This window comes from Flavobacterium aquidurense, from assembly GCF_031458035.1.
Lineage (GTDB): Bacteria > Bacteroidota > Bacteroidia > Flavobacteriales > Flavobacteriaceae > Flavobacterium > Flavobacterium aquidurense_C.
The window spans coordinates 113,088-136,895 of sequence record NZ_JAVDXR010000001.1 but is presented as its reverse complement, the minus strand read 5'-3'; the positions used below and the strand labels follow the sequence as shown (position 1 = coordinate 136,895).

At 34.3% G+C, this 23,808-nt stretch carries 19 protein-coding genes; 6 read left to right on the top strand and 13 right to left on the bottom strand.

The features are described from left to right. Positions 1–39 precede the first annotated feature (39 nt). Both J2X17_RS00535 and J2X17_RS00530 read left to right on the top strand, forming a co-directional pair. Positions 40–1,362 carry a M16 family metallopeptidase gene (locus tag J2X17_RS00535; RefSeq protein WP_310293684.1) on the top strand — a complete coding sequence of 441 codons (1,323 nt, stop codon included), beginning with the start codon at positions 40–42 and terminating at the stop codon, positions 1,360–1,362. 12 nt (positions 1,363–1,374) lie between these two features. After that, a complete protein-coding gene (locus tag J2X17_RS00530) occupies positions 1,375–3,423 on the top strand; it encodes an insulinase family protein (RefSeq protein ID WP_310293682.1) in 2,049 nt (682 codons plus the stop codon). Positions 3,424–3,625: 202 nt separating this feature from the next. Here J2X17_RS00530 and J2X17_RS00525 read toward each other — a convergent pair whose 3' ends face one another. Further along, on the bottom strand, positions 3,626–4,492 hold the full coding sequence (locus J2X17_RS00525) for a DMT family transporter (protein WP_310293681.1): 867 nt from the start codon (positions 4,490–4,492) through the stop codon (positions 3,626–3,628). A gap of 102 nt (positions 4,493–4,594) precedes the next feature. On the opposite strand from J2X17_RS00525, the gene J2X17_RS00520 reads away from it, so the two are divergent. Continuing rightward, positions 4,595–4,972 carry a heavy-metal-associated domain-containing protein gene (locus J2X17_RS00520; RefSeq protein ID WP_310293679.1) on the top strand — a complete coding sequence of 126 codons (378 nt, stop codon included), beginning with the start codon at positions 4,595–4,597 and terminating at the stop codon, positions 4,970–4,972. A 160-nt stretch (positions 4,973–5,132) separates the two neighbouring features. Here the strand turns inward: J2X17_RS00520 and gldD are convergent, their stop codons facing one another. From gldD to mutY, 4 genes are read right to left on the bottom strand one after another with little or no spacing between them, the layout of a single operon-like run. After that, positions 5,133–5,693, bottom strand: coding sequence for a gliding motility lipoprotein GldD (gene gldD / locus J2X17_RS00515; protein ID WP_310293677.1), 561 nt, complete (start codon positions 5,691–5,693; stop codon positions 5,133–5,135). Between the two features lies 1 nt (position 5,694). Next, positions 5,695–6,990, bottom strand: coding sequence for a gliding motility-associated protein GldE (locus J2X17_RS00510; RefSeq protein ID WP_310293675.1), 1,296 nt, complete (start codon positions 6,988–6,990; stop codon positions 5,695–5,697). Positions 6,991–7,013: 23 nt separating this feature from the next. After that, entirely contained in the window at positions 7,014–7,454 is a 441-nt protein-coding gene (locus J2X17_RS00505; protein WP_310293673.1) for a single-stranded DNA-binding protein, read from the bottom strand. A gap of 36 nt (positions 7,455–7,490) precedes the next feature. After that, positions 7,491–8,537, bottom strand: coding sequence for an A/G-specific adenine glycosylase (gene mutY, locus J2X17_RS00500; RefSeq protein WP_310293671.1), 1,047 nt, complete (start codon positions 8,535–8,537; stop codon positions 7,491–7,493). Positions 8,538–8,677: 140 nt separating this feature from the next. On the opposite strand from mutY, the gene J2X17_RS00495 reads away from it, so the two are divergent. Both J2X17_RS00495 and J2X17_RS00490 read left to right on the top strand, forming a co-directional pair. Next, positions 8,678–8,968, top strand: a complete 291-nt coding sequence (locus tag J2X17_RS00495; protein WP_007805026.1) for an HU family DNA-binding protein — start codon at positions 8,678–8,680, stop codon at positions 8,966–8,968. Between the two features lie 412 nt (positions 8,969–9,380). Further along, a complete protein-coding gene (locus tag J2X17_RS00490; protein WP_310293669.1) occupies positions 9,381–10,925 on the top strand; it encodes an Rne/Rng family ribonuclease in 1,545 nt (514 codons plus the stop codon). A gap of 92 nt (positions 10,926–11,017) precedes the next feature. On the opposite strand, the gene J2X17_RS00485 is transcribed toward J2X17_RS00490, so the two are convergent. From J2X17_RS00485 to J2X17_RS00470, 4 genes are all read right to left on the bottom strand, one after another. Next, positions 11,018–12,685 carry a serine hydrolase domain-containing protein gene (locus J2X17_RS00485; RefSeq protein WP_310293668.1) on the bottom strand — a complete coding sequence of 556 codons (1,668 nt, stop codon included), beginning with the start codon at positions 12,683–12,685 and terminating at the stop codon, positions 11,018–11,020. 75 nt (positions 12,686–12,760) lie between these two features. Continuing rightward, positions 12,761–13,573: a helix-turn-helix domain-containing protein gene (locus tag J2X17_RS00480; RefSeq protein ID WP_310293667.1), complete on the bottom strand. Its 813-nt coding sequence runs from the start codon at positions 13,571–13,573 to the stop codon at positions 12,761–12,763. Positions 13,574–13,677: 104 nt separating this feature from the next. After that, the gene (locus tag J2X17_RS00475) at positions 13,678–16,440 is read right to left on the bottom strand and encodes an AsmA family protein (RefSeq protein WP_310293665.1); all 2,763 of its coding nucleotides are present in this window, start codon (positions 16,438–16,440) and stop codon (positions 13,678–13,680) included. A gap of 48 nt (positions 16,441–16,488) precedes the next feature. Next, positions 16,489–17,070: a MiaE family protein gene (locus J2X17_RS00470; RefSeq protein ID WP_310293663.1), complete on the bottom strand. Its 582-nt coding sequence runs from the start codon at positions 17,068–17,070 to the stop codon at positions 16,489–16,491. Positions 17,071–17,185: 115 nt separating this feature from the next. On the opposite strand from J2X17_RS00470, the gene J2X17_RS00465 reads away from it, so the two are divergent. After that, entirely contained in the window at positions 17,186–18,430 is a 1,245-nt protein-coding gene (locus J2X17_RS00465) for a glycosyltransferase (RefSeq protein ID WP_310293661.1), read from the top strand. Here J2X17_RS00465 and J2X17_RS00460 read toward each other — a convergent pair. The 4 genes from J2X17_RS00460 to J2X17_RS00445 form a co-directional block, all read right to left on the bottom strand. Then, the gene (locus J2X17_RS00460; protein WP_310293659.1) at positions 18,427–19,305 is read right to left on the bottom strand and encodes a helix-turn-helix domain-containing protein; all 879 of its coding nucleotides are present in this window, start codon (positions 19,303–19,305) and stop codon (positions 18,427–18,429) included. The genes J2X17_RS00465 and J2X17_RS00460 overlap by 4 nt on opposite strands. Before the next feature lie 78 nt (positions 19,306–19,383). Beyond that, positions 19,384–19,935, bottom strand: a complete 552-nt coding sequence (locus tag J2X17_RS00455) for a carboxymuconolactone decarboxylase family protein (RefSeq protein WP_310293657.1) — start codon at positions 19,933–19,935, stop codon at positions 19,384–19,386. A 260-nt stretch (positions 19,936–20,195) separates the two neighbouring features. Next, the gene (locus J2X17_RS00450; RefSeq protein WP_310293656.1) at positions 20,196–22,043 is read right to left on the bottom strand and encodes a hydrolase/aminopeptidase; all 1,848 of its coding nucleotides are present in this window, start codon (positions 22,041–22,043) and stop codon (positions 20,196–20,198) included. A gap of 91 nt (positions 22,044–22,134) precedes the next feature. After that, positions 22,135–23,802 carry a 2-oxo acid dehydrogenase subunit E2 gene (locus J2X17_RS00445; RefSeq protein ID WP_310293655.1) on the bottom strand — a complete coding sequence of 556 codons (1,668 nt, stop codon included), beginning with the start codon at positions 23,800–23,802 and terminating at the stop codon, positions 22,135–22,137. Positions 23,803–23,808 lie beyond the last annotated feature (6 nt).

Genomic DNA, 23,808 nt, shown 5'->3' with positions numbered 1-23,808 from the left:
TACCTATTTATTAGTAGGTAATACAAATTATTAATCTCTATGAAAAATTCAATAATGATGTTAAGTGCTGCACTAATGCTCGGCGGAGTGGCTCATGCTCAAAAAGTAGCTTTTGAAGAATACAATTTAGACAACGGCATGCACGTAATTTTGCATAACGATCCTTCTGCCCCTGTGGTCATTACCTCTGTAATGTACCACGTTGGTTCAAAAGACGAACGTCCGGACAGAACTGGTTTTGCGCATTTCTTTGAACATTTATTATTTGAAGGAACTCAAAATATAAAGCGTGGAGAATGGATGAAAATTGTTACCGCAAATGGCGGAGTGAACAATGCCAATACATCAGACGACAGAACTTACTATTACGAGGTTTTTCCATCAAACAGTTTAGAGTTGGGTTTATGGATGGAATCTGAAAGATTAATGCATCCAATTATCAATAAAATTGGCGTTGATACGCAAAATGAGGTCGTAAAAGAAGAGAAGAGAATGCGTTACGATAATCAGCCGTATGGAAACATTTTACCTGTAGTCAAAGAGAATATGTTCAAAAACCATCCTTATCGTTGGACTACTATCGGTTCTATGAAAGATCTTGATGCAGCAACTTTAGAAGAATTCCAGGCTTTTAATAAAAAATTCTACACTCCAAACAATGCGGTTTTAGTAGTAGCGGGAGATTTTGACAAAACCAAAACTAAAGAGTGGGTTCAGAAATACTTTGGCCCAATTCCAAAAGGAGAAGTAGTTAAAAAGCAAACTTTTGTTGAAGAGCCAATTAATCAGACTATAAAAGCTACTTACGAAGATCCGAACATTCAAATTCCAATGGTAGTTGCCTCTTACAGAACTCCCTCAATGAAAACTAGAGACGCAAGAGTTTTAGATTTGATCTCTTCTTATTTAAGTGATGGAAAAAGTTCAAAGTTGTACAAAAAAATTGTCGATGATAAAAAAATGGCGCTTCAAATTGGTGCCGTAGGTTTTAGTCAGGAAGATTACGGAATGTACATCTTATATGGTTTACCAATGGGAACTTATACGATGGCAGATATCTTAAAAGAAATGGACGAAGAAATTGTAAAAATTCAAACCGATCTGATTTCTGAAAAAGACTATGAAAAATTACAAAACAAATTCGACAATAATTTTGTGAACGCAAATGCAACTGTAGAAGGAATTGCAGAAAACCTGGCTTCTTATTATTTACTTTATGGAGATGTAAATCTTATCAATACAGAAATTGATTTGTACCACTCTATTACAAGAGAAGAAATCAGAGAAGTTGCAAAGAAGTATCTAAATCCAAATCAACGTTTAGTTTTAGAGTATATTCCTTCTACTAAAGTTCAAAATTAAGAGCGCCAAGTCATGAAAAAAATACATACAGTTTTAATCCTTTTATTCCTAACTGGAATTATGCAAGCACAAGATCGTCCACAACCAAAACCAGGCAATTCGCCAGTAGTCAACATCAAAAAACCGCAAACTTTTGTTTTGGCTAACGGTATGAAAGTCTTGTTAGTTGAAAATCATAAATTACCAAGAGTAAGCTTTAATCTTACCCTCGACAATGCACCTTTTACAGAAGGAAACAAAAAAGGTGTCGATGAATTAACAAGCAGCCTAATTGGAAACGGCACTAAAAAAACCACCAAAGAAGCTTTTAACGAAGAAATTGACTTTTATGGCGCCAACATTAATTTCACTTCATCAGGAGCTTATGCAAGTTCGCTTTCTAAATATTCAGGGCGCGTTTTAGAACTTTTAGCCGAAGGAGCTTTACAGCCCAACTTTACTCAAACAGAATTTGACAAAGAAAAAGCAAAATTACTGGAAGGACTTAAAGCCGATGAAAAAAGTGTTCCCGCAATCGCCAACCGCGTTGTTGATGTTTTAGCTTTTGGAAGAAATCATCCTGCTGGTGAATATCTGTCTGAAGAAACCGTTAAAAACGTAACTCTTGCTGATGTTCAGGCAAATTATGCCACTTATTTTGTACCCGAAAATGCTTATTTAGTTATTATTGGCGACATCAAATTTAAGGAAACCAAAGAAGCTGTAGAAAAGCTTTTTGGCAGTTGGAAAAAACAAAGTGCGCCAAAAAACACTTATCCAAATCCTGTGAATGTTTCTAAACTTCAAATAGATTTTGTTGATGTTCCGAATGCAGTTCAATCTGAAATTTCATTAGTAAATACTGTAAATTTGAGAATGAGCGATCCTGATTTTTTCCCTGCTGTAATTGCAAATCAGATTTTAGGAGGTGACTTCAATAGTTATTTAAACATGAATTTACGTGAAAAACATGCCTGGACTTACGGTGCAAGTTCAAGTATTGGAAGCGGAAAATATGTAACAAAATTCAAAGCTTCATCTGCTGTTCGAAATACAGTTACAGATAGTGCCGTTGTACAATTTGTAGAAGAAATTAAACGAATCCGAACCCAAAAAGTATCTGACGATGTTTTGAAAAATGTAAAAGCAGGATATATTGGGCGTTTTGTAATGCAGGTTGAAAAACCACAAGCTGTCGCGCGTTATGCATTGAACATCGAAACAGAAAAACTTCCTGCCGATTTCTATGAAAAATACATTCAGACAATCAACAATGTTACTGCCGATGATATTTATCGTGTTGCCAATAAATATTTCCTTTTGGACAATATGCGAATCGTAATTGCAGGAAAAGGTTCAGACGTTATTACTGGCCTAGAAAAGCTTCAAATTCCGATTTTCTATTTTGATAAATACGGAAATCCTGTTGAGAAACCTGTAACTAAAAAAGAAGCTCCAGCCGGAGTTACAGCAAAAACTGTTTTTGACAATTACCTAAAAGCAATTGGCGGTGAAAAAGCAGTTTCGACAGTAAAAACATTGGCTATGAACGGGACAACGACAATTCCGCAAGCACCTGCCCCTTTAAGTTTTACTTCAAAATTAGATTCAAAAGGAAAAATGATGGTTTCTCTTGCTATGGGAACGATGACTTTAATGAAACAAGTGGTAAATGATAAAGGTGCTTACATCGAACAACAAGGGCAACGCAAAAATCTTGAAGGCGCTGATCTTGCTGAAATGAAAGCAAGTGCAACTCCGTTTGAAGAATTACAATTAAGCAAAAGAACTGATCTAAAAATAGACGCTATCGAGCCAATTAATGGCAGCGATGCATATGCAATTAAAGACGGAAAAACGACTTATTTCTACGATATAAAATCAGGATTGAAAGTAGCAGAATCTAAAGTTAGAGAGCAAGACGGAAAATCGTCTACCCAAATAACAAACTTCAACGATTACAAAGATGTAAAAGGTGTAAAAGTTCCTTTTAACATCATTCAGAATGTTGGTTTTGAATTGGACATTAAAATGTCTGATATTAAAATTAACGAAGGAGTTTCTGATGCAGATTTTCTCTAAGGAAAAGGTTCTAAGGTTCTGAGACGCTAAGGCGCTAAGGCTCTAAGATTTTTAGCTTTGTCAAAGTTTTAAACTTTGACAAAGCTTTTTTTATGCGTTCTCAGTTTGTCAGGCTGAGCGGAGTCGAAGCCCTTTGCGCCCTTCGACTTCGCTCAGGGTGACATGAATTAACATTTCACATCTCACAAAAAACATTTTACTATTATTTTTTAGCAGATAAATAAACTCCAATCAAAATAATAAACGCTCCAAAAAACTGAATTGGCGTCAGCATTTCATTGTCTAATAATCCCCAAAAGAAAGCGACGATCGGAATCAAATAGGTTACCGATGTTGCAAATACCGGCGATGACATTTGGATTAATTTAAAAAACAAAACATTCGCGATTCCGGTTCCTAAAACTCCCAAAATCATTACGAATAAAATTGAATGCTGTGTGGCCTCAAAAGTGATTCTGCTTGTAATATCCGTCGTGCTTAAAATTATCAATGCAGGAATCAATAAAACCGCAAAGTTTCCTGTGGTAATACTCAGCGAATTCAAATCGGATAAATATTTCTTGATTAAATTTACGTTTATAGCATAACAAAGTGTCGCAATTACAACCAATAGAATATAATAATAATTTTGACCAGGATGCGCGGAGGCACCGCTTAAAACCAATAACAAACAGCCAGCCAATCCCACAAAAACTCCTAAAACCTGTCTTTTTTGAAACTGAATTCCGAAAATAAGAATTCCTAAAACTAATGTATTTAAAGGCGTTAGCGAATTTAAAATCGCAACAATCGAACTATCGACTTCAGTTTCTGCTATTGCAAAAAGGTAAGCTGGAGTAAAAGTTCCAAAAAGGGAAGTTATGGCAACAAATTTCCATTGGCGACGCGAAATCTTTTTCAAACTTTTAAAGCCGATAATCAATAGAAATAAGGCTGCAAAAATAATTCGGAATGAACCTACCTGAATTGCCGTCAATCCGACAAGTCCTCTTTTAATTAAAATAAAAGAACTTCCCCAAATTAGCGAAAGAACCACTAGATAAACCCACTTTAATTGTTTTGCGTCCATAAACCATATTTTAATGCAAATTTGAAATAATTTTACAAATTAGCCTCTCGAATTTTATTAATTTTGCAATCAACTTATTGACAAATTTAAAATCTATATAGAATGAAATTCACAAAGATCATAGCAACATTAGCAATTGCAGGTTTAGTATTGGTAAGCTGCAAAAAAGAAGAAGATAAAAATTTAGCGAATATCAAAGCCATAGAAACAGCTCCAAAAGAACACAAAGCAATTGCTGCTGAAAATGTACAAACGGCAAGTTTTGAAATCGAAGGAATGACTTGCGCAATGGGATGTGCAAAAACAATTGAAAAAGAATTATCTAACCTTGAAGGAGTAGAAAAAGCGACTGTTGATTTTGATAAAAAGACCGCTACTGTTGTATTTGACAAAACGATTCAAAACCAGGAAAACTTAACTAAAGTTGTTCAGGCTACCGGTGACGGAAAAACCTATAAAGTTTCGAATATAAAATCGTAATTAAATAAATTCCAATCCTAATTCCGAAACTTTGGAACGGGATAAATTCCAAATTCCAATTACTTGCCAGAATTTGGGATTTTTTCTTAAAATAAGATTTGATTTTTAGCATAAAAAAAAGGCGTTCATAACTGAATGCCTTTTTTTTATGTCTAATTTTTTATTTCCATCTCAAAGTTTCCATCAATCGCTGCATATCGTTTTTTATATAACTCGCGGCTGGCATAACCGAATCAAAATTTGGTTTAGCATAAAAATAAACCGATCCTGTTAAAAAATGTTTCGTACTATCTGTAACGTAAAATTGTGAATTTGTCGCCGCGTTTCCGTCAACCTGATAAAACATCCCGTAAACCTTTTTCTGCGGATTTAAATAAGGCTGTTCTAAAATATCATCAGCTTTTATAACATGCTCATAAGTTAATTTCTGAGCATCTCTCAATAATTTTTTAATATCTCCATTTACCGGCTTGTAAGTAAGGTAAATCGTTGCTTTCATTTTTGGATACGTAATCGCAAAACCACAGTTTTTTTCACCTTTAATAGTTGCAGCTTCATTCATTTCAAAAGTAAACGGGCAATTATTTTCAAAATTAACATACTTTGCTTCCGGATAATCTAAGCGGAGAAAACCTGCAGGCTTGGGCAATACGTCATCTTTACAGCTTACTACTGTCAGTGTCAGCAAAATTATAGTTATAGAAATTATTCTTTTAAACATTTTATTCTATTGTTACTTTTATTTGTTTTACACGCTTTTTATCCACTGTTTCTATGGTGAACACACAGTTTTCAAAAGCAATTTTCTGATCTTTTTTAGGGAAATTCCCTAGAATCTCTAAAATAAAACCCGCTAAAGTTTCAGCTTCACCTTTATGAGATTCAAACACATCTTCATCAACATCAACAATTCTATAAAAATCCTTCAAATTGATTTTTCCTTCAAAAAGAAAATTCTTTTCATCTATCTGAGAATAATTCAAGTTTTCATCGTCAAACTCATCGCTGATATCCCCAACTATTTCCTCAATAACATCCTCTAAGGAAACTAATCCTGATGTTCCGCCGTATTCATCAACTACAATCGCCAAATGACTTTTAAGGCTCTGAAAATCCTTCAATAAATTATCCAGTTTTTTATTTTCAGGAACAAAAAAGGCTTCTCTTATCAAGGTCGTCCAGTCAAATTCTTCCTTATCAATATGAGGCAGTAAATCTTTAACAAACAAAACACCTTCAATCTGATCAATATTATCGCGATAAACCGGAATTCTTGAAAATCCTTTTTCGATTATTTTTGGATAAATAGTTTCAAATGTTTCCGAAATTTCCAATCCAAAAATATCAATCCTCGGACTCATAACCTGTTTTGTATCTGTATTTCCAAAAGAAACAATTCCCTCCAGTATCTTTTGCTCATCACTTGATGTTCCTTCAGAATCTGTAAGTTCTAATGCCTGAGAAAGCTGGTTTATTGAAAAATTATTTTTTTGTTTTCCGAGTTTATTCTGCAAATATAACGTAACACTACGCATCGGCAAACTTATTGGAGATAGTAATTTATCCAAAAAAGAAATTGGATATGCGACCAATTTAGCAAATTTCACATTGTTTCGGCTAGCGTAAACTTTAGGCAAAACTTCTCCAAATAATAAAATCAGAAAAGTAACAAGAATTACTTCTAAAATAAATTTAAAAACCGGAGAACTTATATGGGCAAATATATTTTTCCCTATAAAAGAGAATAAAATAACAACACCGATGTTTAAAAAATTATTAGCCACTAATAACGTAGCCAGAAGCTTTTTAGGTTTATCAAGAAGGTTCGAAATTATTTTTCCTTTCGTAAGATTCTCTTGTAAGGTTTCGTCAATGTCTTTTTGAGATAAAGAAAATAATGCTACTTCGGCACCTGAAACAATTGCCGATAAAAACAGCAAAATAAATATTCCGACAAAACCAATTATTAAATTGATGTCAAGATTTGTAGTGAAATATAAACTGGGCTCTGGGTCCAAATTGAAAAAGATTAATTAAACAATCAAAAAGGCAAATCGTTCACCGGCAAGCCTTCATTAGTCGCATCAAAGTTAGTATTTTTTGTGGATTCTGTATCGTGATGCGGCTTATGATTTCCTGTTTCTTTTTTGGTTGTCAAGAAAGTAAATTCGGTTACCTGAATTTCGGTGGTATATTTTGTTGTACCATCTTCAGCTTGCCATTGTCGCGATTTAATACGACCTTCAACATAAATTTTATCCCCTTTAGATAAATATTTTTCGCAAATTTCGGCTGCTTTATTGCGCACAACCAAATTATGCCATTCTGTCGAAGTTATTTTTTCATTGGTAGTTTTATTGATATAAACTTCATTTGTGGCCAACTGAAAACGACCGATGCAGTTTCCTCCATCAAAATAATGCATTTTCACGTCATCGCCCAAATGGCCAATCAGCATCACTTTATTTAATGTTCCGTTCATAGTTTTTGGTGGTATTTATCCCAAAGATACATTTTTTTAGCAAATTATTTCCTGCTTTTCTATAAAATTATATATTACAATCGGAAACGGAAAAACCTTTAATTCACTGGTATTCACGCCATTTACTATCACATCCTTGATTTTGACTTTCCAAAATTGAATATGTAAATGCTGGTGCGAAAGCTTATGAATTACCGTTGCATGACTGCAGTCTTCTATACCTATAATAGTATAGGAAGAAAAAATGTCTTTTTGAATTGCATTTGCAACAAAATCAAAACCAACAATTTCAGTAGTTTCCAGAAGAGGAAATTCATATAAATTATGCCAAATTCCTTTCGAAGTCCTTTTTTGAATTAAAGTATTACCAAGAATATCCTCCAAAATTAAATAATTAAAAAATCGGTTGGTGACTTTTAGCTTTTTAGATTTAACAGGCAAAACATCCACTTTCTTTTTCTGCAAAGCCACACAACTGGCATTAAAAACACAAACAGAACAATCCGGGCTTTTAGGAACACACTGCAAAGCACCAAACTCCATTATCGCCTGATTGAAGAGAGCCGGGTTATGATTTGGCATTAATTCGAAGGCAAGTTCAGTAAATTCTTTTTTGGTGGCTGGCAAAGTAATATCAGATTCTATTCCGAAGTAACGCGAAAGCACACGAAATACGTTTCCATCCACAACCGGAACGGCTTCATTATAAGAGAAAGATGCGATCGCAGCGGCAGTATATTCACCAACACCTTTTAATTTAAGTAAATCTTTATATGTCTTGGGAAAAACCCCATTAAGCTCATTAGCGACATATTGAGCCGTTTTATGCAAATTTCTGGCCCTCGAATAGTATCCTAATCCCTGCCAAAGTTTCAAAACCTGCTCTTCATCGGCATTTGCCAAATTAAACACAGTAGGAAATTCCTCCGTAAAAGAGAAAAAATAAGGCATTCCCTGAGCAACTCTTGTCTGTTGCAACATAATTTCTGAGAGCCAAATTTGGTACGGATTGGTCGTATTTCGCCACGGCAAATCACGTTTGTTTTGTAAATACCAATTTATCAATATGTTATGAAAATCCATTGCAAAATACTTAGAATACAAAAGTAAATGTTTATGTAATTAAAATTTAACGAATTAGCTTGATTAATTATTTTTTTAATTCCTATATTTGCAAACTCAAAAAAATAGTACACCATTTATAAAATAAAATAGGAAAGAAAATGACGAAAGCAGATATCGTAGCGAAAATTTCAGAGAAACTAGGTCTTGAAAAAGGAGATGTTCAAGCAACAGTAGAAACTTTTATGGAAGAAGTTAAAACTTCATTGGAAACTGGAGACAATGTTTACCTAAGAGGTTTTGGAAGTTTTATCGTAAAAACAAGAGCTGAAAAGACAGGTAGAAACATTTCTAAAAACACAACTATCAAAATTCCAGCACACAACATTCCTGCGTTTAAACCTGCAAAAGTTTTTGTAGAAGGAGTAAAAACGAATAACGAAGCAAAATAATACTATTAATTAATCATAAAATCGACACGATATGCCAAGTGGTAAAAAAAGAAAGAGACATAAGGTAGCTACTCACAAAAGAAAAAAAAGAGCGAGAGCTAACCGTCACAAAAAGAAAAAGTAGTTTTAAACTACTTTTTTCTTTTTAAACGTTCATTGAAATTTGGGAAATTTCAAAAATTCCAAAAAATAAAATCCAAAATCCAAAAATTAAGAAATCAATATTGATTCAATTGGAATTTGGAATTTAAAAGTTGAAATTTAAACTTTCCCTCCCGGGTTCAATACCTGTTAAAAATATTGTTTAATCCATCCTTGTAGAAGTTGATGGTTGATGGTTTTTGGTTGATGGTTTTCACCAACAACTGACAACAAACAACCGACAACCAATTCACGGATAAAAATTTACAGTGTGAATAAAGAATTAATCATTAGATCTAGTTCTGAAGCCGTAGATTTTGCCTTATTAAAAGATGGAAAACTAATTGAATTACACAAAGAAGAAGAGAAAAGCAACTTTCAGGTTGGTGATATTTTTATCGCCAAAATAAGAAAACCAGTTGCCGGACTTAACGCTGCTTTTGTAAATGTAGGCTTCGAAAAAGATGCCTTTTTACATTATCACGATTTAGGACCTAACTTAGCTTCCCAACTGAAATTCATAAAACTTGTAAGCGCAGGTAAATTAAAAGATTTCTCCCTAAAAACCTTTCAGTTTGAAAAAGAGATTGACAAAGATGGCATCATTACTGATATTTTAAGTGCCAATCAATCTGTTTTAGTTCAAGTTGTTAAAGAACCTATATCGACCAAGGGTCCAAGGATAAGCGCTGAGCTTTCATTGGCAGGAAGATTTATTGTTCTCGTTCCGTTTTCTGACCGTGTTTCTATTTCTCAAAAAATAGAAGACAAAAAGGAAAAGGATCGTCTAAAAAAACTTGTTCTATCGATCAAACCTAAAGGATTTGGTGTTATTGTTCGCACAGTAGCCGAAGGCAAAAACGTAGCCGAATTAGAAAAAGATTTGCAGAACCTGCTTGGCAGATGGACTGCAATGTGTAAAAAATTACCAACTGCTCATCATCCATCAAAAGTATTAGGAGAGCTTAACAGAGCTTCTTCGATATTAAGAGATGTATTTAATGATACCTTCAGCGGTATTCAGATAGATGACGAAGAGTTGTACCATCAAACGAAGGAATATCTGCAAGAAATTGCACCTTCAAAACAATCGATTGTAAAGTTTTATCAATCAAACGACACTCCAATTTTCGAGAAATACAATATAGAGAGACAAATCAAAACTTCATTTGGACGTACAGTTTCCATGAGTAAAGGCGCCTATCTTATTATCGAACACACTGAAGCTCTTCACGTTATAGACGTAAACAGCGGAAACCGTTCGAATAAGGCAACTAATCAGGAAGACACAGCCATGGAAGTGAATATGATTGCTGCCGCTGAAATTGCCAGACAACTTCGTCTGCGTGATATGGGCGGAATAATCGTAGTTGATTTTATCGATATGTCTAATCCTGAAAACAGGAAGGTCCTGTTCGACTTCTTGCGAGAAGAAATGAGCGACGATAAAGCAAAACATAAAATCTTACCGCCAAGTAAATTTGGTTTAGTTCAAATTACCAGACAACGCGTAAGACCAGAAGTTAATATTAAAACCAGAGAAGAAGATCCAAACAATGAAAATGGCGAAATTGAAGCGCCAATTTTAATCATTGACAAAATCGCATCTGATCTGGACAGAATTTTAAAAATCCACAATAAAGTTGTGCTTAATGTACATCCGTTTGTGGCTGCTTACCTCAGTAAAGGTTTTCCATCATTACGTTCAAAATGGTTTTTTGAACATAAGAAATGGGTGAAAATCATACCTCGTGACGCTTACACGTACTTAGAATACCATTTCTATGATAAAAAAGGAAATGTTATTTCAGAATAAAATAAAAACCGCCTCTCGAAAGATTGGCGGTTTTTTTTATGCATAAAATTGAAATTGATTTATCGGCGTATATAATAAGGAAACGGCAAATTTTATTCCTTTATTATCGAAGACAGTATATAATCTACTACAATTTTTTCTGCTTGAGGATGTGCATAGGGTTTGTTATAGGCTTTTGAAGTTATTATAACTACCAAAGGCAGGTCATTAAAAATTATAAACTCATTTCCTCCATTACCCGCACAATAATAGGCTTCGTACTTTTTCTCGTTGAAAGAAAAGGTCTTGTTCCAAAACAAAAAACCATAGAATTCATTGTCTCTCTCCGGGATCTGAATTTGATGTGTTAACGTTTTTTCAACCCAGTCGGTTGGAATAATTTGTTTGCCTTTCCAAGTACCCTTATTTTTATATAACTGCGCATATTTAGCATAATCAAGCGAAGTCATTTGTAGACTTCCTGCTGTATTGGCAACCTTTTGTGGCGTATATTGCCATTGATAATTTGTTATATTTAACGGTTTAAAAAGCATTTTATCAGCATATTTCTCTAATCCATCAGGAACTGATTTATTTATAATATCGCCTAATAAAATTGTGCCGGCTGTAAAATAATCCCATTTGCCTCCATTAGTCTTAGATTTATCCATCGCTAAATCTAAAGTAAATTTTACCCAATTATCCGTAGGATACATGTTTTCTTCATTTCCTGGTGAATCGCCATCTTGATCAGAACCATCGAAAGCGGAGCTCATCGTGAGTAAATCTTTTATTTTTACGCTGTCTTTTTTTGCTTCATAATTTGCGAATTCCTTTAAATTATAGAACTTGTTTAAGGTCTGATTTTCATTTTTAATATGACCATTCTTTATCGCAATTCCCGCTAATGTAGAGGCAAAAGATTTTCCCGCTGATCGGGTATCATGTAAAGTGGTTCTGCTTGCGTCATTGAAATATTCTTCAAGCAAAAGCTTTCCTTCATAAATAACAACTACGCTCGTTGTTTCTTTCAAATTATAATTTGCGATATCAATATTAAGCTTTTCGATTTTCTTTTTATCTAAAGGAAAATTTGAAATTTCCCAATCGCTGTTTGATGCTATTGGCTGAATTTCAATTTGTTTAGTCGTTAATTTGGGTGTTTTTATAATAAGCCGAATTTCTCCGCTTGCGATTAGATTTCCCGTTTTGACATCATCATTAATATTATTTTTAAGATAAGGACGAATTTCTATTTTTAATTTGTGTGTGCCCTCAGTCATAGCTTTTTCTCCGCCATTAAATTTAAATCGGTCCCACATATACATTGCCCACCAATCTTCTCCTTTTGAACTGGTAAGTGGAACCCTAAATGTTGTTGAAGTATTTTTGTTTCCTGCTGATCCAAAATTACATCCGTAATTAATATTTTCTTTATAAACAAACTTGTTGTCAATATAAAAAGAAAATTGAAGATTTCCTGTCTGCAAAAGCTTTTCTGCAGTTAAATCAGGATTTAATTGATGTAGATAATTTGTAACAGAATTATTCATGAAAACCCTGATATTTAGGTCTGATTTGTGTTTCAGCTCGAAAGATTTTAGAAAATCAGATTCTTTGTATTGATCTAGAGGAGTGTTTCCATTCATAAAAGTAATCTTTCCGACATTTTTTTTGTGAAGTTCGGTTGTGATTCCATCGGTTTTAATCAGATCATTATTTTGTGCCGAAAGAATACAGGCAAAACATAGTATTGATGCTAATAAAATTCGTTTTATCATTTGGATTTTTTAAGGGTGAAAATGTAAAATTACAGTACAACAAATTCAAAAAATTGTACAGAATTAACATCTTGCTTATTTTTTGAAAAGCAATTTTTTATGTTGGGAAGGATTTAAACCGTTTATTTCCCTGAAAGATCTGGTCAGGTGACTCTGATCAGAAAATCCACATTCGTAGGCAATTTCAGTAAGAGATTTATAGGGTGATGAAATTAAAGATAATGCTTTTTCTACTCTTAATTTCCGGATATATTCCCCCAGATTACAGTGAAAATATTTTGAAAAATCTCTTGAAAGATGAATAGGGTGTATATTCAGTATTTTTGATAAATAATCGAGCGTGATTGTTTCTGTAAATTGCTCATGAAGAATTTCGTTAATCATTAAAACCCATTTGGGATTTTTATGTAAAACCGACTGCGCATCACCATTTAATTTCGATAGTATTTCGATCAATAAAGTTTGGGTAGCAAGATCAGAATGGGTGTCATCAATCTTAGTTGCCCTAAAAATTTTATACATCAAAAGTTTAATGTCCGGATTTAAGACTGAAGTGCTTCCTTGTAAATTATTGCTGTTTATAGTCAAATCATCAAACCATTGTCTTTCAATTTCAAGGTGAAAACCTCTCGTAAAACCTTCCGGTTTAATATTATAATGAGCTTCCTGCCAGTTGTGAAAAAGCAAACTTCCCGGAGCGCAATTATAAATTTCTTTTTTATTTCCTTCGATGACATTTCCCTGCAGAATAAAGGTAAAATAAGCATGCTCATGATAATGCCAATCTACTTTTGGATGTGTATAAACGGTATCTGTCAGTGTTATTCCTTCCAGCGAAATGGTTTTATTGGTCTGGCCGTAAAATTCTCCCTTTTTTGAATGTTTCATGATTATATTACTTACGGCCTGTTTTCGATTTGAAGATCAAAGCTATAAATATAATTGGCAATAAAATAAAAAAACCTGCTCATAATAAACAGGTTTCTGTAATTTTATTCGTCACTATCCTTTGTTTCTTCTAAATCCTGGGATTTTTTTCCAACTTGTATTTTCGGATTATCCTGTGTTCCGGTAACCGTTAACGGAATTCCGAAAATCCCAAGAGGAGGTAAGCCAAGACGCATTTTTAAGTTTAATTTTCCGTCTAAGCTTGTTGTACCTTCAATTCTTGGTCTGAAGCCTGCAAACTTAAATTTGAAGCGTTCGACCGTCATGATATTATTTTTGATCGTCGTTTTGATGTCAACTTTAGAAAGGTCCGGATTTTTCATAGCTTCAGAACTTGTTTCCTTACTGACGGCATTGAACATTTTTAATCCTCTCACTTTTACGTCTTTTACAGAAAGCGTTCCACCACCGATTAGTGAAGGATAAACAGGCTCCATATTACCATTTAAACGACCTTTTAATTGATAGTCCAAAGAAACGATTCCTTGGGCTTTTTCGGCAGCACTAGCCATTTTTCTGAATACTTCTATTTCGTTATAAGCTCTTTTTATATCAAAATCAGAAGCTTTTATTGCGTAATCGAAATTTGCTTTTTGAGGACTTATTGCCTGATAATTGGCATTCATCGTAACATTACAGCCAATTAAATTAAAGCCTGTATTTTGCATGGTCAATTTGCCTTTGTACATTTTTAAATTCCCGGTAGCATTCAGCAGATTTAATTTGTCAAAATATACTTTTTGAGCATTGGCGGTTAATTGCACGTCAAGATTGGCGGGAATTATAATAACACCAGTTTGTTCTGTTCCTGTTTGTGGAGTTGTACTTGTAGTTCCGTTTTTACTTTCTGTTACAGATGTATTTGGCGATGTACTCGACATAAATTCATCAATATTGATATAACGGGCAAAAACGGTAAATGAACCTCGTAAAACGCCTGTATTTGTAGTTGCGTAGTTGAAAACATTTTGTAAATAACCATTCATTTTAAAATCAGATTGACCGTAAGTTGCCAAAAAGTTATTGAACGACAATTTATCCTGATTGATTTTGAAAAGACCTTCTTTAATGATAAATTTCTTAGGAAGATATTCTGATGTAATACCAATATTTCGAAGCTCAAGCGTTCCTTTATTATGAAGTTTACTGTAATTTCCTTTTTCGGCATCACTTTGTTTTCCTTTCAAAACCACATCAGCTTTTACAAAGCCATCTAAATCAAGTCCTTTTTGAGAGAAAACTTTATAGATTTTGTTGATATTCAATTCTCCTTTTGCTTTGATATCATAAGTTAAATCATCAAAATTACTCAAATTAGCTTCTACAAAAACAGGTTTTCCTTCAAAGGTAAATTGAGCCGGTTTCAGGCTGACTTTCAAATCATCAAACGTTCCTTTTTGATTGTCAATTTTTGATTTTATTGTAATATTCGTAATCGGATTTGGATAATATAGCGTTTTTAAATAACCGTTTTCTAAATCAATAAATCCTTTTGTAACAGGGAAAAGTCTGTTTTTTTGGTCAAATTTTCCGTTCGCTTTTACATCGCCAGTCAAACTTCCTTTTAATACCACATTCGGAATCCCAAGCGCTTGCATTAGTTTTTCAAGATCTATTTTTGCTTTAAATTCACCATTAATATCTGGCGTATTTGCACCTTTTACATAAAATTTTGATTTTAGATAATCCTTATTAATGTTTAAGGACAAGTTTTTGGCGTCAACAACCAAAAGATCCGGATTTAAAGATGGAACTTTAGTTTTTACTTCCAAATTCAGGTTTGAAACCGGAAAGGCACTTTTGTTATAATTTACAAATCCGCTGTCAATTTTAATATCCAGATTAAGGTCTGGCGCAACGTTTTGTGCTGCAATATAATCTCCTTTCAGCGTTAAAAGCAAATCGGTATTTCCTTTTAATTCAGTTTTAGAAAGCCATGTTACATATTTTGGAGGAAATGCTGTAAAAACATCTTTCAGATTACTATTGTCTGATTTTATGACAAAATCCATATTATAGCCATCTTTCAAAAAGTCAAATTTCCCTTTAAAATCGACCAAAAGCTGATTGATTTTTAAGTTATTTTGTTGGAAGAAAAACGATAATGAGTTTACATTTACTTTTGTAATCAAGTCTGCGTCAACTTTTTTATTCATTAAATAAGGTTCGCCTTCGTATATAACGTTTAGCTTTTCAATCTTTGCTACAGAATATAAATCGAAAACGGCTTTGTCTAAATTTCCTTTTCCTTTATAATTAAATCCAAATGCGTCAAAATGAACTTTTGTCGATTGATCGTCGTAAATTATTTTACTATTTAAAATCTCAATTTTTTCTAATTTCAGAGCAGTTTCAGTGCTGTCCTGTGGATTTGAAGGTTTTGTTGATTTGTAAATATTATAATTTGCTTCTCCGTTGGCATTGACTTTTACGTTAATAAAAGAGTGCGATAAATAAATCTGATCAATTTTTACGGTTTTGCTGAAGACTAAACTGGCAACATTAATTCCGAAAGAAATTTCTTTTGCAGTAATGAATTTTTCGTTTTTATAAGGCGCCGATCCGTTAAGATTTAGATCAGTCAAAGTTAAAGTCAACGAGGGGAAATGGTGAAAAAACGAAACTGAAACATCAGAATAATTCAATTCTGCGCTTAGTTTTTCGTTAGCTGTTTTTTTAATTTGTTCTTTAATGGTATCAGCAAAAATAATGGGCATCAAGAAAAGTAATCCGAAAATAATGGCAAAAGTTATTCCTAAATATTTAGCTATTTTTAATAAAACGGATTTCTTTTTACTTGCTGTCATAACAAATTGAGGTGTGTAAATAATAAGATAAGATTCGAATAAGTAATATTATCCGTGAACGGTTTCGCTTTTACCGTAATTGGTAATAATTGAGCCTTCATATTCAATCCACTCTTTCCAGCGTTTGTCTACATCAACATTGTCAGCATATTTTCTGGCAAAACCAAGAAAAGTAGTATAATGTCCGGCCTCGGAAATCATCAAATCACGATAGAATTTGGCTAATTCTTCATCTTTTATATTTTCAGAAAGTACTTTAAAACGTTCGCAGCTTCTGGCTTCAATCATGGCCGAAAACAATAAACGATCGCAAAGTGCGTCTTTTCGGCTGCCATCTTTTTTCATGAATTTAAAAAGTTCATTTACATAATGATCTTTTCTTTCGCGTCCCAGGGTAAGGCCTCTTTTTTTGATCAAATCATGAACCATTTGCAAATGCTCCAATTCTTCTCTGGCAATTACGAGCATTTCGGTTACTAATTCTTCTAATTCAGAATTGTAAGTCACTAAGCTAATGGCGTTTGAAGCTGCTTTTTGCTCGCACCAGGCATGATCGGTCAAAATTTCTTCGATGTTCGATTCGACGATATTTACCCAGCGAGGGTCTGTGGCTAATTTTAATCCTAACATAATTTCACTCAAAAAGTTATATCCTGCAAAATTAGTGTTTTTTATGACCGAAAGTCAGCAAATATGGTGCAAATCCGCGTAAAAAAGTATTATTTTGTAACATGAAACAAATAAGATGAATCAGAAAAAAAAACTTTTAATTATTGGTTTTGTCTGGCCTGAACCAAATTCGTCTGCGGCTGGCGGCAGAATGATGCAATTGATTTCTATTTTCAAAGAAAATAAGTTTGAAATTACATTTGCAAGTCCCGCTTTAGACAGCGATTTTATGGTTGATCTGAATTCGTTTGGAGTTGAAAAAAGAAGCATTGCTTTGAACGACAGCAGTTTTGATGATTTTATAATCGAATTAAATCCGGACGTGGTTTTGTTTGATCGTTTCATGATAGAAGAACAGTTTGGCTGGCGTGTGGCCGAAAATTGCCCAAAAGCCATTCGATTATTAGATACTGAAGATTTGCATTGTTTAAGAACCGCAAGACAAAAAGCTTTCAAAGAAAACAGAACTTTTGCTCTAAATGATTTATTGTCTGAAGAGGTGGCAAAACGTGAAATTGCCAGTATTTTAAGATGCGATCTCTCTTTTATTATTTCTGAATTTGAAATGAAAGTTCTTAAAGAGGTTTTTAAAATTGATTCTGATTTATTATATTATTTACCATTTTTGGTCTATGAAATGTCCGAATTGGATCTTCTGAAATTGCCATTATTTGAAGAACGCAGGAATTTTGTTTTCATCGGAAATTTTCTTCATGAGCCAAATTGGAATACCGTTCAATATTTGAAAGAAACAATTTGGCCCATCATCAAAAAGCAATTTCCAGAAGCTGTTTTAGAAGTTTATGGCGCATATCCTTCGCAGAAAGTTTTGCAATTGCATCAGCCTAAAAATGGTTTTTTTATCATGGGAAGAGCCGAAAATGCAAATGAAGTAGTTAAAAACGCCAGAGTAGTTTTGGCACCAATTCGTTTTGGAGCCGGATTAAAAGGAAAATTACTGGAGGCTATGCAATGCGGAACCCCAAGTGTAACTACGACCATAGGTTCTGAGGCGATGTATGCAAATTTGCCATGGAATGGTTTTATTTCTGATGATATTGAGGTGTTTGCAAAAAAAGCAGTCGAGTTATATCACGATGAAAATTTGTGGAAACAATCTCAAAAAAATGGAATTGCAATCGTGAATGAATGTTATCAGTTAAGTAAATATTCGACACTTTTGGTGACAAAAATTAATTCACTTTTGAAGGATTCCGAAAGTCATCGTCTAAATAATTTTATGGGAAGCCTGCTACAGCATCACACCTTAAAAAGCACAAAATACATGGCAAAATGGATTGAAGCTAAGAATAAAAATTAAGCTTCCATCTTTCCAAATCCCACCGTTTCCCTGTATAATTGTGGCGAAACATCAGCGTTGGTTTTAAAAAACCGGCTGAAATAATGTTCGTCATCATAGCCTAATTCGTAAGCAATTTCTTTTACCGTTTTGTTAGTCATGTATAATTCTCTTTTGGCTTCAATAATTATTCTTTCGGCAATCAGATCAGTTAGTGTTTTGTTGAAATAATTTTTGGATAATTTGGCTAAGGCTTTCGCCGAAATATTCAGCATGTCTGCATAATTTCCAGCTGAATGTTTGGTTTTGAAATTGTCTTCAATAGCATCTTTTAAGTTTTGAAGAATGAAAGGTTCTTTAGAATTCGGAATTGATTTCATTTCTTCCAATTGCTGATTTTTTAATCGGGAAGCCGTAATCAAAAAAATCTTTAGATAAGAAACCAGCGATTCATAGTGAGCCAAATCAGTATTTTGGATTTCGGTTTTCATCTGATCCAAAACCATTTTAAAAGTAGTAGCAGCTTCTTCTGTAATTATCGTAAATGGTGGCTGATATACATTGTTAAACAAAACGCCATTGCACGAAACTTCTTTTTGATGAAAGTGAATACAATAAAAATCGGGATGAAAATGAATTGCAATTCCTTCAATTGGTTCGTTTACGCAAAGCATAAAGGGCTGGTAAGGCGAGAAGGCGAGGAGTGAATTTTCTTCAAAATGATGCTCTGCAAAATCAGCTTTTACCTTTCCTTTTCCTTTCGTAACCCAAATTAAAGAAAAATAATTATTGCGCTGCAAATGATCGAAATGGCTGTTGTCGTCAAACGGAAGAAGTTTGAAAGCCAAATTTCCGTTGTTTGGATTTATTAATGTAAAAACATTTTGACTGCTCATAATCTATAGCGTTTTTAAAAATATAAAGATAGTCATGAATGAATTCACAGCTATCTTTATAAATTGTTTTTTGTTGAATTAGTTTTGTAGTTCTAAACTTTGAACTGCTGGAAAATCAACTTCTGTATTTGCAGTATTATTGAAGTAGTTTGTCAGGATGTTCAAAGCAACGTGACCAACAGTTTCTGCAATCTCGGCATCTGAAACTCCGGCATTTCTAACAATATTTACATCTTCGTCGTTTACCAAACCATTTTTGCTGATTAATGTTTTTGCAAATTTTAGAATAGCAGCTGTTTTTGGATCAGCAGAATTACCTGTTCTGGCTGCGTGCAAAACTTCCGGCGCAGCCTTAACTAATTTTTCACCGATGAAAGTGTGGGCGGCTAAACAATAATCACATGAATTGCTTTCTGAAATTGCCAAGGCTAATAATTCACCAGTTTTTGCGCCAATTTTTCCGTGGCTCAAAGCACCGCTTAAGTTCAAATATCCTTCCAATACGGCTGGAGAATTCCCCATTGTTCTCATCATGTTCGGAACAACTCCTAATTTAGCTTGTACAGCGTTGAATAAATCTTTTGTTTTTCCTGTTGCTTCTTCTGGGTTTAATGCTGTTAATCGTGTCATTTTATGTAATTTTTATCTTGTTTATAATTATTGTCTTTTGACATTACAAAGATGCGACGATGACAGATTTTACAACATGGAGAATTAACGCTATGTGATGGACAATTTTCCCCAGGTGTTTTTTATAAAAAAATCCCCAATTACCATGTAATTAGGGATTTTTTCAATCTCAGTCTCAGTTTTCAGTCTCAGTTAGGATAGCGTTAAGCTGTAATCTGAAAACTGCGACTGCGACTGCGACTGAAAACTGCGACTGAAAACTATTTCAACAAACCTCCAACCGCCTGAACAGTAGTTGCATGATATCCAGATTTTGCTTTGTCAAAAATCTGTTTTGCCCATGTTTTTCCTTCCGGAGTTTTAACCATTTCTTTATAAAGTGACATTAAAGATCCGGTTCGGCTTGTTGCAATCATAAATTGTTCAATTGCAGGATAAGCAGTTTTGTATTGATGACGAATCGCCTGAATAAACCATTGACGTTTAATAACGAAATTTCCGTTTTTAGTAAAGCTGAATTCGTTATCAATTGCTGTCATTTCTTCAACAGTAATATCGGCAGGTAAATAATCAATAAAATGCTGTTTTTCTGTAGTCGATTTTATTTTCTCGCTTAATCCTTTAACACCCGTTGTTCTCCAGTTTTTCTGAATATTATCTATTGCATTAAAATCCTCAGAAGAAACAGCAGTAATGTTTGATGGAACTCCTGGTTTGTAAATCCAATCATCTAATTTTATTTTATCAGCCAGTGCTTTGTCATCTTTGATCAGATTTTCCTTTAAATACTTTACAAAATCTTCTGTTGTGATCGATTGAAAAGCATGTGCATCAAAATAGTTTTTAATAAACGGATCGAATTTTTCACGGCCAACAGCCGCTTCGATTACTTTTAAGAAATTATATCCTTTTACATAAGGAATTTGGCTGATTCCATCATCTGGATTTCTGTTGGTAAGACTTACTTTTAATCTTGTATCTGGGTTTGTTGCGCCATATTCTGTAATATTATCATCTAAATCTTTGCGGGTTAAAACATCTTGCATTTCAGCTTCTTTTTTACCAAAAATCTCTTCTCCAATTCTATGTTCAACATAAGTTGTAAATCCTTCATTTAACCAAATATCATCCCAGGTTGCATTGGTAACCAAGTTTCCGCTCCAGCTATGGCCTAATTCGTGAGCCAATAAACTTGTTAATGAACGATCGCCCGCAATAACACCCGGAGTTAAGAAAGTTAAGTTTGGATTCTCCATTCCGCCATAAGGGAAACTTGGAGGTAAAACCAAAACATCATAACGGCCCCAACGATATGGTCCATAAAGTTTTTCAGCAGCACCAACCATTTTGCCTAGTTCAGCAAATTCATAAGCCGCTTTTTTTAGTAAAGACGGTTCGGCATAAACACCAGTTCTATTATCGATAGCTTGAAATTCAATATCTCCAACTGCAATTGCCATTAAATAAGATGGAATCGCTTTGTCTTGTTTGAAAGTATAAACTCCGGTATCGTTTTTCTTTTGTGGATTTACAGCACTCATTACAGCCATTAAATCTTTAGGAACTGTAACTTTTGCATTATAAGTAAAACGAATTCCAGGCGAATCCTGACATGGAATCCAGGTACGTGACCAAATACTTTCTCCTTGAGAGAAAACAAAAGGTTTCTTTTTATCTGCGGTTTGTTGTGGAGTTAACCATTGTAACGCTACTGCATCTTTTGTTGTGCTGTAGTAAATATTGACCTTGGTAGTATTTGGTTCGATAGTGATATGAAGTGGTTTTCCATGAAATTCAACGGCTGCACCCAATTCAAATTTAGTTTCTTTTTCGTCGTCACCCAACGTTACTTTGGTAATGTTTAATGTGTTCTCGTCGAAGATAATTTCATTTCCTTTACTAACATTGTCAATTGACCAGGAAGCTTTTCCTGAAATAGTCTGAGTGTCAAAATCAACTTTGATGTCAAGATCTAAATGTTTTACTACAGCAAGTTCTGGTTTGGCGAAAGTATGTTCATCTGCAACAACTGCTGGTTTTTCGGTTTGATCTTTTTTCTGGCAGGCAATTGCTGTCAGGAATAAAGTTAAAAGGATTAGTTTTTTCATTTTATGAAGTATTGAATTTTGAGGATGAAATTAAATAAAAAATCCCGTTTTGAATAAACAAAACGGGATTTAAATATAAAATTAACAGCGATTATGCCAACATTGTAACCGGGCTTTCGATGTATTGTTTTAATGTTTGTAAGAACTGAGCACCAGTTGCACCATCAATTGTTCTGTGGTCACATGCTAATGATAACATCATTGTGTTTCCAACTACAATCTGACCGTTTTTAACTACTGGTTTCTCAACAATTGCACCTACAGAAAGGATAGCAGAGTTTGGCTGGTTGATAATTGAATTAAATTCAGTGATACCAAACATTCCAAGGTTAGATACTGTAAAAGTACTTCCTTCCATTTCTTGTGGTCCTAATTTTTTGTTTTTAGCTCTTCCTGCAAGATCTCTTACTGAAGCACCAATTTGAGATAAACTCATAGCATCTGTAAATTTCAATACAGGCACTACTAATCCGTCTTCAACAGCAACAGCAACACCAATGTTAACGTGGTGGTTGATGATGATAGCATCTTCTTTCCACTGAGAGTTAATTTTTGGATGTTTTTTCAAGGCTAAAGCACAAGCTTTAATTACCATATCGTTGAAAGATACTTTTGTATCCGGAACAGTATTGATTGTCGCTCTTGCGCCCATAGCTTCGTCCATGCTTACTTCGATCACTAAGTTGTAGTGAGGCGCAGTAAATAATGATTCAGCAAGACGTTTTGCGATAATTTTACGCATTTGAGAGTTTTTGATCTCTTCTGTGAAAACTTCTCCGGCAGGAACAAATACTTTTGGAGCAGCAGGAGCAGCATCAGCTTTTGGTGCAGCAGAAGTTGCAGCTGCAGCAGGTTGAGCTTGCGCAGCTGGAGTAAAGTTTTCGATATCACTTTTTACGATACGTCCGTTTTCTCCCGATCCTTTAACCTGAGTTAATTGGATTCCTTTGTCAGAAGCGATTTTCTTCGCTAAAGGCGAAGCTAAAATTCTTCCTCCATTTGATGAAGTATCAGCAGTTGCTTCAGTAGCTTTTTCAGCAGCAGGAGCAGCTTTTTCTTCAGTTGCAGGTCCCGAAGCTTCGGGAGCAGGTGCAGCACCTCCGGCAGTATAGTTTTCAGCAATTCCAGAAATGTCAGTTCCAGCAGGTCCGATGATAGCTAATAAACTATCAACAGGAGCTGTATTTCCTTCCTGAATCCCGATATATAGTAATGTTCCTTCATTGAAAGATTCAAACTCCATAGTAGCTTTGTCTGTTTCAATTTCGGCTAAGATATCACCTTCAGCGACAGCATCACCTACTTTTTTCAACCACGTTGCTACAGTTCCTTCTGTCATTGTATCGCTCAAACGAGGCATGGTTACAACTACAACACCTTTTGGTAATGCAGCTGCAGCTTTTGCAGGAGCAGCAGCAGTTTCAGTTTTTGCTTCAGCAGCAGGAGCTTCTTTTGTTTCAGCTTTTGGTGCTTCAGCCGCAGGAGCGTCACCACCAGCCAATAAAGCTGAAATGTCTTCTCCTTCGTTTCCAATAATTGCTAGTAATGAATCAACAGGAGCAGTTTCTCCAGCCTGAATTCCAATATGTAAAAGAGTTCCTTCGTTAAAAGATTCGAACTCCATAGTTGCTTTGTCTGTTTCAATTTCAGCAAGGATATCTCCTTCGCTAATTTTGTCGCCTACTTTTTTTAACCAAGTCGCTACCGTTCCTTCCGTCATAGTATCGCTCAAACGAGGCATTGTTACTTTTATCGCCATAATATA